This window comes from Rothia sp. HMSC058E10, from assembly GCF_001809415.1.
Classification (GTDB): Bacteria; Actinomycetota; Actinomycetes; order Actinomycetales; family Micrococcaceae; genus Rothia; species Rothia dentocariosa.
The window spans coordinates 20,177-33,637 of sequence record NZ_KV797641.1 but is presented as its reverse complement, the minus strand read 5'-3'; the positions used below and the strand labels follow the sequence as shown (position 1 = coordinate 33,637).

14 protein-coding genes are annotated in these 13,461 nt (G+C 52.1%); 10 read left to right on the top strand and 4 right to left on the bottom strand.

The window, feature by feature from the left end; translation table 11 throughout:
* A complete protein-coding gene (locus tag HMPREF2609_RS08530) occupies window positions 1-282 on the top strand; it encodes a hypothetical protein (RefSeq protein ID WP_004004442.1) in 282 nt (93 codons plus the stop codon).
* Between the two features lie 113 nt (window positions 283-395).
* Here the strand turns inward: HMPREF2609_RS08530 and nucS are convergent, their stop codons facing one another.
* The gene (gene nucS, locus HMPREF2609_RS08525; RefSeq protein WP_037231476.1) at window positions 396-1,109 is read right to left on the bottom strand and encodes an endonuclease NucS; all 714 of its coding nucleotides are present in this window, start codon (window positions 1,107-1,109) and stop codon (window positions 396-398) included.
* A gap of 112 nt (window positions 1,110-1,221) precedes the next feature.
* Here nucS and HMPREF2609_RS08520 point away from each other — a divergent pair, with 112 nt between their 5' ends.
* Together HMPREF2609_RS08520 and HMPREF2609_RS08515 are read left to right on the top strand one after the other, a co-directional pair.
* On the top strand, window positions 1,222-1,548 hold the full coding sequence (locus HMPREF2609_RS08520; protein ID WP_004004444.1) for a hypothetical protein: 327 nt from the start codon (window positions 1,222-1,224) through the stop codon (window positions 1,546-1,548).
* A 66-nt stretch (window positions 1,549-1,614) separates the two neighbouring features.
* Window positions 1,615-2,433 carry an alpha/beta hydrolase gene (locus tag HMPREF2609_RS08515; RefSeq protein WP_013398891.1) on the top strand — a complete coding sequence of 273 codons (819 nt, stop codon included), beginning with the start codon at window positions 1,615-1,617 and terminating at the stop codon, window positions 2,431-2,433.
* 84 nt (window positions 2,434-2,517) lie between these two features.
* On the opposite strand, the gene HMPREF2609_RS08510 is transcribed toward HMPREF2609_RS08515, so the two are convergent.
* Window positions 2,518-3,840: an AI-2E family transporter gene (locus tag HMPREF2609_RS08510; protein WP_238789089.1), complete on the bottom strand. Its 1,323-nt coding sequence runs from the start codon at window positions 3,838-3,840 to the stop codon at window positions 2,518-2,520.
* A 213-nt stretch (window positions 3,841-4,053) separates the two neighbouring features.
* Here HMPREF2609_RS08510 and HMPREF2609_RS08505 point away from each other — a divergent pair, with 213 nt between their 5' ends.
* The 5 genes from HMPREF2609_RS08505 (at window position 4,054) to HMPREF2609_RS08485 (ending at window position 10,279) form a co-directional block, all read left to right on the top strand.
* Entirely contained in the window at window positions 4,054-5,010 is a 957-nt protein-coding gene (locus tag HMPREF2609_RS08505) for a co-chaperone YbbN (RefSeq protein ID WP_048751853.1), read from the top strand.
* A gap of 298 nt (window positions 5,011-5,308) precedes the next feature.
* On the top strand, window positions 5,309-6,157 hold the full coding sequence (locus tag HMPREF2609_RS08500) for an ABC transporter ATP-binding protein (RefSeq protein WP_048751878.1): 849 nt from the start codon (window positions 5,309-5,311) through the stop codon (window positions 6,155-6,157).
* Window positions 6,133-7,788 carry a transporter gene (locus HMPREF2609_RS08495; RefSeq protein WP_070536416.1) on the top strand — a complete coding sequence of 552 codons (1,656 nt, stop codon included), beginning with the start codon at window positions 6,133-6,135 and terminating at the stop codon, window positions 7,786-7,788. Before HMPREF2609_RS08500 ends, HMPREF2609_RS08495 begins: the two co-directional genes overlap by 25 nt.
* 161 nt (window positions 7,789-7,949) lie before the next feature.
* A complete protein-coding gene (locus tag HMPREF2609_RS08490) occupies window positions 7,950-8,249 on the top strand; it encodes a DUF3039 domain-containing protein (RefSeq protein ID WP_004004450.1) in 300 nt (99 codons plus the stop codon).
* 239 nt (window positions 8,250-8,488) lie between these two features.
* On the top strand, window positions 8,489-10,279 hold the full coding sequence (locus HMPREF2609_RS08485; protein WP_210391465.1) for a DEAD/DEAH box helicase: 1,791 nt from the start codon (window positions 8,489-8,491) through the stop codon (window positions 10,277-10,279).
* Between the two features lie 17 nt (window positions 10,280-10,296).
* Here the strand turns inward: HMPREF2609_RS08485 and HMPREF2609_RS08480 are convergent, their stop codons facing one another.
* Together HMPREF2609_RS08480 and HMPREF2609_RS08475 are read right to left on the bottom strand one after the other, a co-directional pair.
* Complete coding sequence (locus HMPREF2609_RS08480; protein ID WP_070536411.1) at window positions 10,297-10,923, bottom strand: isochorismatase family protein; 627 nt, start codon at window positions 10,921-10,923, stop codon at window positions 10,297-10,299.
* A gap of 41 nt (window positions 10,924-10,964) precedes the next feature.
* On the bottom strand, window positions 10,965-12,272 hold the full coding sequence (locus HMPREF2609_RS08475; RefSeq protein ID WP_305793657.1) for a nicotinate phosphoribosyltransferase: 1,308 nt from the start codon (window positions 12,270-12,272) through the stop codon (window positions 10,965-10,967).
* 142 nt (window positions 12,273-12,414) lie between these two features.
* On the opposite strand from HMPREF2609_RS08475, the gene clpS reads away from it, so the two are divergent.
* On the top strand, window positions 12,415-12,762 hold the full coding sequence (clpS, locus tag HMPREF2609_RS08470; RefSeq protein WP_013398899.1) for an ATP-dependent Clp protease adapter ClpS: 348 nt from the start codon (window positions 12,415-12,417) through the stop codon (window positions 12,760-12,762).
* A 3-nt stretch (window positions 12,763-12,765) separates the two neighbouring features.
* Entirely contained in the window at window positions 12,766-13,332 is a 567-nt protein-coding gene (locus tag HMPREF2609_RS08465) for a DUF2017 domain-containing protein (RefSeq protein WP_013398900.1), read from the top strand.
* Window positions 13,333-13,461 lie beyond the last annotated feature (129 nt).

Below are 13,461 nucleotides of genomic sequence, written 5' to 3'. Positions count from 1 at the left end.
ATGGCACTAACAGTTGAAGTTGTTTCTCGCGAAAACGTCGTGTGGACTGGTGAAGCTTCCTATGTACGGGTGCGTACTACGAACGGCGATTTGGGCATTTATCCCGGACTCATTCCCACCTGTGCGCTTCTTGCGGAGGACGGAGAACTTCTGATTCGACCCGTCGATGGTGGCGAACTCACCACGCGTTTGCATGATGGGTTCTTGACCGTCTCAAACGATAAGGTAACGATCGCGGCAAAGCATGCCGAGATCGCTACCCCTACGACGGGTAAGAAGTAAACCGTTAATAAGGTAAAAGCCGGTACAACCAATTGTTGGTTGTACCGGCTTTTACCTTCCCGAATACTTGAGTTTTAGAGTCGCGAAGATCTCTACAGCGCATAAATATTGGCTTAGAAAAGCCGATCTGCAGCGTCGTCGATACCGCGCATCGCATCGTAATCGAGAGAGATGCAGCGGATACCGCGATCTTCGGCAAGAGTCCGTGCCTGGGGCTTGATCTTTTGTGCAGCAAAAACCCCCTTGACGGGTGCCAGCCGTGGGTCGCGGTTGAGCAGATCGAGGTACCGGGTAAGCTGTTCCACCCCGTCAATATCGCCCACGCGCTTGAGCTCTACCGCAATGCTGATACCGTTGGAGTCTCTCGCCATAATATCCACAGGACCAATAGCCGTAGGGTATTCACGGCGTACCAAGGAGTAACCCTTACCGAGTGTTTCGATCTGCTCAGCAAGAAGACGCTGCAGGTCGGCCTCTACGCCGTCTTTGATAAGTCCAGGATCGACTCCTAAATCATGGGTGTGCTCATGAATAACTTCGTACACGCGGATGAGAAGGCGGTCATCACTTTTAGCGGCTTGTACCGTCCACAGCTGCTGCACATCCGTATCAAGATCTTCCCGGGTGCTATCTGGAATCTCGTCATAGTCTGCGACAAGGAGAGAACATGGTGGGCTCATCCAGTTCAGCGGCTTATAGGAACCGCCATCGGAATGGATAAGCACAGAACCGTCATTCTTCACCATAAGTAAGCGGGTAGCACGGGGGAGATGGGCACGCAAACGCCCTTCGTAATCAACAGAACATTCAGCTATAACGATACGCACCCCATCTACTCTACCGAGGAAGACTATGACATGCCAGCTGTAGAAACCGCTGCCTGGCGGCATCAAAGCAGCTAAAAGATGGCAAGCCGTACTGAACGCTAGAATAGAAAGCATGGCACGCAAGAATCACCCCGGTAAACGTTCCTCGGGCACAACCTCCAACAAATGGACGCGGTCTGCACCCGGTGGACGTGATATATCTCGTATTCTTGACCCTGCGCCGCGCATTGAACGTGACCGTTTTGGTGATTGGCTGGTGCAGTACATTCCCGCCGTAAATGCTCTGAAAACCTATACGTGCCCAGAATGCAACCGTCCAATTCCGCCAAGAACAGCGCATCTTGTTGTATGGCAAGAAAGCCATACACTGGGGCGTTCTCGCGCCATTGATGAGCGCCGCCACTGGCACCAACATTGTTGGCGTACCAGACGCGCTTAGAACTATTACGAGATCGGAATACCTATCGTGGGCGCGAAGACCTGTTAGAACGAAGAAAGTGACACTATGGCGACTGAAGAGTCCTCTGGAAAACTCCGAGAGTTTGATCCCTCACGGTATGTTTTCACCCAATCTGATCAGCCTGTTCTCATTAAATCTCGCACGGTACTTCCCGCGCGCCGAGAGAACTTTGATGTTACAACCGCTGACGGGAAGCGCCTTGTGGGTGAACTGGCACTTCCCGAAGGGGAAATTAAAGCTACTCTCGTGACTTTTCACCCGCTTCCAACGCACGGCGGATATATGGATTCGCATGTGTACAAGAAGGCTTCATTCCGTCTGCCAGCGCTTGCAAATATTGCGGTTCTGCGGTTTAACACCCGCGGTACTTCTTCGATCCGCGGTACAAGCGAGGGAGTGTTCGACGGAGGATTTGCTGAGAAAAAAGATTTTGACGCGATCTTACAATATGCCGTAGAACGCCAGCTGCCGAATATCTGGTTAATCGGGTGGTCCTTCGGCACGGAGCTTGTGCTCAAGTACGCCCCAGAACATGCATCAGAATTTGTGGGGGCTATTCTGCTTTCTCCGCCGCTGCACCGAGTGCATCCCGCCGAACTGGACGAATGGAATAAAATCTCAAATCCGCTCTATGCCTTTATCCCGGAGTTTGACGACTATCTACGCCCCACCGAAGCGCGCGAGCGTTTTAAATCAATAGCCCGCACTCAGGTCGTGCCTTTTGAGAACTGTAAACACCTTTGGGTGGGTGAAAAGTCGGTAAACAGCGTGATCAACGCCCTTGTCTCAGTGGTGACGGGTCAGCAGACTACACTTCCTACCGAATACAACGGCCCGGTCGCAGAAGAGATTACTGAACCATAACCTGTCTACTCCGTCTATACGAAGGATGCGCCTGCCGCTTTTCTCAACGGCGGGCGCATCCTTATATTTCTAAGAAAAGGTTTTTTACCGATGGTCTTGGCGGGGAATAAAGACTTCCTTCACCAGAATCAGTAACGATGCGGCGACAGGAATCGCGATAAGCGCGCCCAAGACGCCCCACAGCGCACCGCCTGCAGCGACGGCGATAATAGCGACACCGCCGGGAACCGAAACAGCCTTTGACATAATACGCGGCGAAATTATGTATGCCTCAATCTGTAGGTAGATAAAATAGGCGATCGCAAATGTGACAGACATTTGCCAGCCCTGCGTCAAAAGAATGAGAGACACCAGAACAAGCGCCGCTACGCCGCCAACCAATGGGATAAAGGCCAAAATCAAGACGAACACAGCCACAAGTTGAGGGAATGAGAACCCCAAGATAATCATGGTGATAAGCGCGAAGGTTGCGTTGAGAACAGCGACAACTCCCTGCCCCATCACATAGTTACCAACAGCACCCGTGATACGTTCGGTAAGTTCCTCAACACGTTCCCGCTTGGAAGCCGGAGCCAAACGCGACCCCCACGCCTTAATAGTGCGCATTGATGAGAGGAAATAAAGCGAGAGGAACAGCACAATAATAGTGCCGGTCAAAATCTGCGCAATTGTGGAACCCGCAGTAATTAGGTTGCTCATGAATCCGCCGACCGCAGAGCTTGATGTAAGAGACTCTAGGAACTTTGGAACGTTGTTATTAACCCAGTCGTTAACATGCAGAACGTCATCAATGCGTTTGAAAGTATCAGAATCGATGAAATCCTGATAAATAGCGGGTGCCCGATAGACAAAGCTGCTGGCCTGTGCGCTGATAATAGGCACAATCCACACCACAAGTCCGCTGATGATGGCTGCGAAGGAAAGAACCACAATCACCACACCGGCACTGCGTTTAACGCCGAAACTCTCAAGTTTACGAACAATGGGATCAAGCCCAAGCGCGATGAAGATAGCGCCAGTGACCCAGCCGACAAGCGCGCCGACATTGGTAAAAGCGTAGTAAGCCAGCAGGGCCAGACCAACACCAACCGTCGTCAGGAAACCGAAAGATACAGGATTATGCAGCGGTGAGCTTTTCTCATAAATATGAAGTTCAGAAGCCTCATCGACTTTTGGAGCGATGCGGGGAGGAAGAGAAGCTTTGCGGCGTTGTGAGCGTGCCTGACTGATGCTATCGGTCAAATCGCTGATGGTACCCGTAATATGTGAAGTCAGGGATTCGCGCTTTGTAGACGATACGGAACCGTCCTGTTCAAACATGGGTTCTTCCTGCTCCGGCTTTTTCCGCGGAACCCGGGGAACTGGGGGAGGAGTCTGCTGGGCTTGCGGATTCGAGCTATCGGACATAGTCTGCCTTTCATAAAGCTTACCTGGCTATTCTACCGGGCATCTCTGAAAACTGTATGCGCTCGCAACATTCTTGAGGCAGAAAGCTACCGAGTAAGCCTATCTGAAATTTCGCGCACCTCGAACGATTGCCGAGAATCCTGTAAAACAGTGGGTCGCGCGGGATAATTAGGGAGTACGTTAAATTTTTCTGAGGCTCGCAAAGGATTCTCGATGACAATTCCTCCCACCCCGAACCAACTGCCAACAAACCCCCAAAGCTCAGCAGAACAAATTTCCGCGTCGGTACGTAGCGCTCCAGTGCTTGGCGGTCACGATATCAGTACTTCTACACCCACTGCAGCACAAAGCAATTCGGCGAAAAGTTGGCGTTTCGATGTTGCAACACCTGAAGATTTTCAGAAGTACGTACAAATGTCTACCCAAGGCGCCGTGATCTTTGGGCTATATGCCCCGCATTCTCCAGCGTCGCTTGAAATGCTAGACGCCGTCGAAAACCTAGTCAATGCGGCGGAAGGTGCGATGCTGCTTGCCGCCGTCGATATTACGAAACTTCCGGAGGCTGCCCAAGCGTTTGGCCTGGACGGCGTACCGGCAGGCGTGGCCGTTATCGCTGGTCGCCCGGCCCCTCTTTATAACGGTCAGATTAGCCCGCAGGATCTGTCAGAAATGCTGAAGCAGGTCTTGCAGGTTGCTGCGCAGTATCAGCTTCCCGGTGGATTTGAGCCTGCTCCTTCGGATGAGGAAGAGAAAACCCTGCCGCCGCTGCACGCTAAAGCACTGGAGGCCCTTGACGAACACGACTATGAAGGAGCACGAGCCGCCTATCGCGAGGCTTTGACAGAGAACCCGGGCGACCATGATGCTAAAGTTGGGCTTGCTCAGGTTGATTTATTAGCTCGCGTGGCAGATTTGGATCTTGCCCAAGAGCGTGAAGCAGCTGCATCCGACGCTCTCAACATTGAGGCTGCCTTTAACGTTGCCGATCTTGACGTTATAGGTGGGCATGTTGAAGATGCTTACGCACGACTGCTGCGACTTTTTAAATCTGTTTCTCCGGAAGATAAGACCCGAGTACGTGAACGTCTTGTGCAGCTCTTTGACGTTGTGGGTGCTACAGATCCGCGAACAGTCAAAGCACGGGCTGAGCTGACGATGGCAATTTTCTAGACCCATAGAAGAGAAAATAAGGTGGGATGTATGTAGCTTGTGACGCATCCCGCCTTATTCGCACCTTCAACGTGAAGGTAATAAAAAATACTCTAGTAATCCTTATAGTTCATGCTTTAAAAAGTTTAGAGAATTATTGGTGATATAAGCCCCAAATATGGTTCTGAAGTATTCCCAAACTGGTACCGTTGTATGTATGAAAGAACACAATTCTGTGCCTGGGAAGGCCCCTGAGGACTACGGCTATTCACCAGAGAATACACAAGCTGGTACACCGACGTATGATGTCGGTCAGTCAATGACCGATCAGAGTTATGCAAACGCGCAGCCGGGGAGCTTGCCTCAAGTCACCCGTGAGGCTCTTAGTCACCAACCTGGTGCGCACCTTGTTAATGCCATCGAAATTCATGGTTTGACGAAGGCGTTCGGCATGACTGTTGCCGTTAATCGCATTAACCTTGCTATTCCTACCGGCTCTTTTTACGGTTTGGTAGGGCGCAACGGTGCCGGTAAGACGACGACTATCTCAATGGTTTCTGGCATGCTGCAGCCCACCGAAGGCGTGGCGTTGATTAAGGGAACCGATATGTGGCAGAACCCTTTGGAAGCCAAAAAGCACTTGGGCGTTCTGCCAGATGGCGTGCACCTTTTCGATAAACTTACAGGTGAACAGCTTATTACCTATTCGGGGTACCTGCACGGTCTCGAACGTGACACTGTTGCCGAACGTACCAAGGATCTTCTGCAGGCTATGGATTTAACTGATGCAGCAGGCCGCGCGGTAGCCGACTATTCAGCAGGTATGACTAAGAAGATCGCCCTCGCAGCAGCGCTGATTCATGCCCCTTCAGTCTTGATCTTGGATGAGCCCTTTGAAGCGGTTGATCCGGTTTCAGCGGCTAATATTCAGGATATCCTCAAAGGATTCGTCGCCTCAGGCGGAACAGTTATTCTCTCCTCGCATGTCATGGACTTGGTGCAGCGTTTATGCGATCACGTCGCCATTATGGATGAGGGACGGATTCTCGCTGCGGGTACGGTTGATGAAGTGCGTGGGGAATCTACTTTGGAAGAACGTTTCATACAGCTCGTGGGCGGACGCACCACCTCGGAAGGACTATCATGGTTGCGCACCTCGTCTCATTAAAATGGCGGTATGTGCTTGCTTCGCTCAAACGTAGTGTGTGGGCGATTATTGGTATTGCCTTTGGCGCCCTATATCTGCTTGGCACACTGACTGGTTTGGGATTCGCTTATGTTGGTTTAGGGATTGATGGTAGTTTAGATGGTCCTGCACTCGCCCTATTCCTCGGGTTTCTTGTATCTCTTGGCTGGGCTCTTATCCCCATTGTCTGGACTGGCCTAGACGGAACCCTTGATGAAAGCCGCTTCGTGTTATTCCCGCTAGAGGCTAAGACGCTGCAGAAGGGGCAATTTTTCGGTGGGTTTATAGGTCTTCCAGGTATAGCGACGATTATCCTAATCCTTCTGGGAACCCTTGGATTTATTGGTAATCCTGTGGGACTAGCAGCCTATCTGCTGAGCATAGTGTTGGGGCTGGCTTTGCTGATGACAGTGGCGCGCCTTGCCAATCAGCTTGGCGTTTATTTGAATGCTAACCCCCGTATTGATCTTATCTTCAAGATTATTCTGGGCGTGCTGTTGGTAAGCTCGGGCTTCATATTCAGTGGAGCTATGTTCTATGTGATAGATCATTTCCAGGAGATCGCTCAGAAAGTTCAATGGTTGGGGTATACGCCTTTCGGGTCCGCTTTTGCGATTGCATACCATGTGGCGGCGGGTAACTGGGCTCTAGCAGGTCTAAGTCTGGTACTTTCCCTCATATACCTGGGTGGTGCTTGGGTATTGTGGGGCCGTAGCCTCGAACGCTCAATGCGTAATGTCAGCGGTGAACAAAAACGGGGCAAGGCTAAGAACCTGACGGCAGGAGATATTGGTATTTTTGCGAGGTTCCCAAACACTGGTTGGGGTGCTGTGGCTGCACGTACCATTCATAGCTACTTCAAAGATACGCGCATGACTTTGCTGATCGTCATGACTGCCATGCTCTATGTACTCTTTGCTCTCGTGATGCCGCTCTTCACGAGCAGCATGGGGTCTCGTGTTGCGACGACGGGAATCCAGCTCGCTAATTCCGGGGCTGGACCTGAAACGCTCTTTGGCTTCTGGGTTTATTTCTGCAATGTCTTCACAGGATTCTACATAGCGTATATGGTCTCGTACGATAACACGGCTTTTAGTCTGCACGTGCTCTCGCCTCTGTGTGGGCGTGATGATAGGCTCGGGCGTGCACTCGGACATTCCATCGTAATGCTGCCAATCGTCGTGGTGATGTCCTTTATTATGTGCGCTGTCCACGGGCTTATAGCCTATTACCCGGTCGTGCTTTTGCATCAGCTGGGAGTCTACGCAGGAACCGTAGGGTTCGGATTGATGCTTGATACAGTGCTTTCACCACCGGTCGCGCCTCCTGGAGCCAACCCCTTCAAAACGCCTAAGCAGCCAGACGGCTTTGCGAAGCAGCTTTTACTGATGGGTAGCATGATTATCTGCATGCTGATCGCTCTTCCCGGTGGGATTGGCTCGTTCATCTACATGGTCGGCGGCAAGGACGACATGGTGCTGATTATCTCCGGCGTTATCCAGCTGGTTATCGGCGCTGCACTATTCATTATTGGAATTTCTGCAGGTGGTAAACTCTACGATCGCCATAGCTCGATGATGCTTCAGCAGGTTGCAAAGTTCAATACGAACTAGAGGCTATATAGAGAATATGGGGGCGGTGTTATGGGGCAGCTACACGTATGTTTCCAATCGTCGCCCTTGTTCTCTATGGAATAACCATGCATCCCTTCCCGTTGTTACACTAGTCTCTACAATAGAACTAAGACGGCGAGAACATACTTGGAGGAGAGAACATGAGCTCCATTGAAGGCGTTGAAGATCCCTTCGGTCCCGAGACTGCGGGCGGTACCGCACTACTTGAGCGGGAAGAAGCCCAGCTTTCTGAGCCGGGCGACCATGAACGCTTCTCGCATTATGTGCGTAAGGAAAAAATCATGGAATCCGCCCTTACCGGTGAACCCGTTCGCGCGCTGTGCGGTAAGGTGTGGACTCCTGGACGCGATCCGCAGAAATTCCCAGTCTGCCCAACCTGCAAAGAAATCTACGAGGGTCTTAAGCCTGGTAAAGATAATTCGGATAACGGCGACAAATAACGGAAGTTTCGCTCCGGAATATGCAGAAGTATGTGCTTGTATCCCCAGCATGGGGGTGCAGGCACATACTTTATTTTTGGACTCAAACAGACTTCGCACTGGGCAAAATAATTAAGCGAACCCTCGCGGACGTATCACGACACGGTGGTAGAATTTATAACCTGTGTTTCTGCAGGAGCCTTTGTACACAGGAAATACTGAAGCAGAGGTAAACCAGAGAAAATATGGGGGAGAAAAGCATGAGCGAGTACGAAGAGCCTACATTGTTTGACAGCATGGTTAAGCCAAAGCTCTCCCCGGCATACCCCGATCGTGCCCCGTGGGGTACTTCCGTCAGTCTGCGTGCCTGGCAGGCCGAGGCGATGAAAAAATATTTTGAGACGAACCCTCGGGACTTTATGGCTGTAGCAACCCCTGGTGCGGGTAAAACGACCTTTGCTCTCACCTTGGCACGCGAACTCTTCGATCGCGGGGTTGTGCGAAAACTCACCGTAGTAGCACCCACCGACCACCTCAAGAAACAGTGGGCGGATGCCGCCGCTAAGGTCGGTATTCCGATCGATCCTAACTTCAAAAACGCCGATGTTCACATTGGACGCCAGTACAAGGGCGTAGCGCTCACATATTCGCAGGTTGCTAATAAGCCGCAGCTGCACGCCCGAAATACCGAAAATGACAAGACTCTTGTTATTTTCGACGAAATCCACCATGCAGGTGATGCTTTATCTTGGGGCGATGGTCTGCGTGAAGCTTTCGATGAGGCCACACGTCGCCTTGCGCTGACCGGTACACCATTCCGATCTGATGCCTCACCTATTCCATTTGTTACCTATGAGCAAGACCATGAAGGTATTCGTCGATCGCGAGCCGATTACTCCTATGGTTATGGCCCCGCACTGAAAGACCACGTGGTGCGGCCAGTTATCTTCATGGCATATTCCGGACAAATGCGCTGGCGGACCTCCGCCGGAGAAGAAATGGCGGCGAATCTAGGGGAAGGATTCACTAAAGATATTACCGCCCAGGCATGGCGCACCGCACTTGATCCTCAGGGTGAGTGGATTCCCACCGTGCTCTCTGCGGCTGATAAACGACTCACCGAAGTGCGCCGCACTGTTCCCGACGCGGGAGCGCTCGTCATCGCAACTGACCACGCCGATGCCAAAGCCTATGCTGAAAAACTGCACAAGATCACGGGGGAGAAGCCGACCGTAGTACTTTCTGACGATCGTGAAGCATCCGCTAAAATCGACGATTTTCGTGAAAGCAGCAAGCGGTGGATGGTCGCGGTACGCATGGTGTCCGAAGGGGTGGACGTACCCCGCTTGGCGGTGGGTGTGTATGCTACCAGCACCAGCACACCTCTCTTCTTCGCACAGGCGATTGGTCGTTTTGTGCGAGCCCGTAAACGTGGGGAAACCGCATCTGTCTTTCTGCCGTCTGTGCCGCAGCTGATGATGCTTGCCAATGATATGGAAGTTGAGCGTGACCACGCCCTCGACCGTCATACCACCGACGACGATATCGATCCAATGGCTGAAGGGCTGGACGATGAAGCGCTCGAAGAAGCAAACCGCGAGGAACGTGCTTCCGAACAACTAACGCGCGGTAAATTCGAGGCGATTGGTTCGCAAGCTTCCTTCCACGGCGTGCTCTTCGATGGCTCCGAATTTTCGTCAGGTGGTCTGGAGATCGGTTCGGAAGAAGAACAAGACTTCCTCGGTATTCCCGGTTTGCTGGATGCCGACCAAGTGGGTACTCTACTTCGTGCACGCCAGCGTGAACATGCATCCCGCCGCCCAGCGACAGCAGCTCCCGCGATTGTGGACCACCGCCAGCTCAAAGAGATGCGCAATAAACTGGCGAAAAACGTGGCAGCCTGGTCTATCCGTTCAGGCAAACCACACGGCGTTATCCATAATGAGCTGCGTAAAATTTGCGGTGGTCCCGCAGTTGCACAGGCATCCGCGGAGCAAATTCAGGCTCGCCTGGATAAATTGGCGGATTGGTTCGTGGGCAGGGGCTTGTAGAATAATCTCTCCCCTGGCTAAAGCGCTTCTGTGACGGTAATACCGTCATCCTCCATGTCGGCGATAACATCATCCAGTTTGTCTTCATGAACCGGCGCCGTAAGATCAATCAGAACGCGAGTTTCGTACCCGGCGTCTACTGCATCCTTTGCCGTCGCTAGTACACAGAAGTCGGTCGCGATCCCGACGATATCAACATCTTTAACATCATGTTCGTCGAGCCAATCGGCGAGCGGGGTGTTAGGTGCCTCATCTTCCAACGATGCTTCGGGATCGTGCTCACCAGTCATCACGGAATCTTCGGCAGCTTGAAGACCCTCGAAGCCCGAATATGCCGCCTCATACTTACCCTTGCGGAAATATGCTTCGATATAGTCGGTATCAAGATTTGGGTGAATCTCTGCCCCCTCGGTGTTGGCAACGCAGTGTACGGGCCAGGAATTCACATAATCTGGGGTATCTGAGAAATGATCACCGGGATCAATGTGCCAGTCTTGAGTTGCCACAATGGCATCGTACTGGTGGTGGTGTTCCTCAACGTATTCGCTAATTAGCGATGCCACGTTGGCGCCTTGCTGTGTTGCAAGGGCTCCGCCAGGGCAGAAATCATTTTGAACATCGACAATAATAAGCGCTTTTGCCATGTGTATAGTCCCTTTCTTGGCAATATCTGGATGGGCTGTGGCTAGATAAATTCGGTGGGAATAACGGGTTCGCCTTCTGAAAGGCGACGAGCGGATTCGGGAAGCTCCGCTAGGGATGCGCTATGTCGTTTGGTTGCGGTGCGTACCGCCTCCTCGCCAGTAAAACCGGGCAGGAGCTCGCCAGAAACCACAAAATCGCGAATAAGGTCGCGAGTATTTTCGAGGGCAGCGGGATTGTTCCCCGTTCCGATAAGCTCAGCAGTAGCGATGCCCAAGGAATTGTGGCGGCGCGCAGCTTGCTTTGCACCACCTAGAGAACGTTTGCCAGCAGAGGTTTTAGCGACGGGTTCCAGCTCGCCAGCAGTATTTTCACGTTCCACCAGCTTGTACACCATTGCAGAGGTAGGGGCACCGGAGCCGGTTACCAGCCTGGTGCCCACACCGTAGGAATCTACCGGCGCGGCGGCTAAGGAAGCGATAGCATATTCATCAAGATCACTTGTCACTGTAATCTTGGTGTTGTGGTTGCCCAAAGAATCGAGAAGTTCACGCACGCGCTGCGCCGATGCTACCAGATCACCTGAGTCTAGGCGGATTCCGCCGAGCTCTTCGCCCGCGAGTTCCACGCTAAGGCGTACCGCATTCTCGACATCATAGGTATCAGCAAGAAGGGTCGTGCGTGCCCCTAACGATTGCAGTTGCGCTTCAAAGGCTTCACGCTCAGAATCGTAAAGAAGTGTAAAGGCGTGGGCGCTGGTACCGAGAGTGTGAAGCCCATAGCGCCTGCCTGCTTCTAGGTTAGATGTTGCAGTGAAGCCTGCAATAGCAGCGGCACGTGCCGCCGATACAGCGGCACGTTCGTGCGCACGGCGCGAGCCCATCTCAATACAGGGACGGTGGCCCGCCGCCGCAGTCATACGTGATGCGGCAGATGCAACAGCTGAATCATAGTTCAAGATAGACAACAGGTAGGTTTCTAAGACGCAGGCTTCTGCGAAAGTTGCTTCGACCTGTACAACGGGGGAGTGCGGAAAGAAAATCTCTCCCTCGACATAGCCTCGAATGTTGCCGGTAAACCTAAAGTTCTCAAGGTATTTTAGGGTTTGCGCATTCACAACATTGCGAGAGGCTAGAAAAGATAGATCTTCGTCATCGAAGCGGAAAGACTGAAGCCCTTCGAGAAAGCGTCCTGTACCTGCGAGCACGCCGTAGCGGCGGCCCGCGGGCAAGCGACGTGTAAAGACTTCAAAGGTGCAGCGGCGATGCGCAGTTCCAGAGGCAAGCGCTGCCTGGAGCATCGTAAGTTCGTAATGGTCGGTTAGAAGCGAGGTAGTTGCCATATGTCTCATTTTAGTTGTCTGTTAGGCAGGTTACTACCTTTACGGGATGTGTTGTCCGCGACATAATGTAAATTTGACTTTAAGATATTTATGATTATTTGAACGGAATCAATCCCGCGGGAACAAAGCCCCCACGAGTATAATCTTATGCATGACCAACAAGCTCACCCATCTTTCCAACCACACTGTGACGGCTGTTCTTGCGACCGATACTCTAGATGCCACTGAGCTTGATGCGACGATTGACGAAAATCTTGAAACGCAGACGCCGTGGCAGGTAATCGTCTGGAACGATCCCGTTAATCTTATGACCTATGTTTCCTATGTTTTTCGCGCTCATTTCGGGTTTAGCCGTCGTCGTGCCGAGAAACTGATGCTCCAGGTGCACAATAACGGCAAGGCTGTTGTGTTCACCGGCAGTCGTGAGGATGCGGAAAAGCATACTCAGGCCATGCACGCGTGGGGTTTGATGGCGAGCTTTGAAAAGGCGGAGAACTAATTTATGGCGCAGGGTTTTCGACATACACCGCATGGCTATGCCGCTCGATTTGAGAAGGCTGAATTTGATCTTATTCGAGATCTAGCCGAAGACGTGATTGCTCTTCTGGAATCCCCGGATTCGGAAAATCATGATCCTCTTGAAGCTCTCATCGGTATTGTCGAGAATCCCAGCATCCCAGACGATCCAGCGGTGGCACGAGTACTGCCTGCAGGAAGTAGCGATCCTGAGGCGGCGCTGGAATATCGCCGGTACACCGAACAGGATTTGCGCGCCACGAAGGTGGCAAATCTGAGTCTCCTTGCTTTCGATATTGAAGCGGGAGACATTGTGCTTAGTGATGAGCATGCGCATGCGTGGGCGTCTGCACTTAACGATATCCGTTTAGTTTTGGGAAGCCGTTTAGACATTATTGATGAAGAACGTGCAGACCAGGTGCACCATCTCACGGACTGGTCAAAGGTTGAGAACGACGACGATTATTTGGCGGTCGTGTACAATTTCGTGACCTGGGTACAGGACTCGCTTATGGTTGCGATGCTTGATTCGATGGAAACCCCGCAGTCTTAGAAACGTGCTGATCAGAGACAAGATAAGCGCATCGCACGATGCCTTCCAGATTAACGAATCCAGTACCGCATGCGATATGAAACATCACTGCCCGAACCTTGATGTGGCCCATCCTATAGGGTGGTTTAG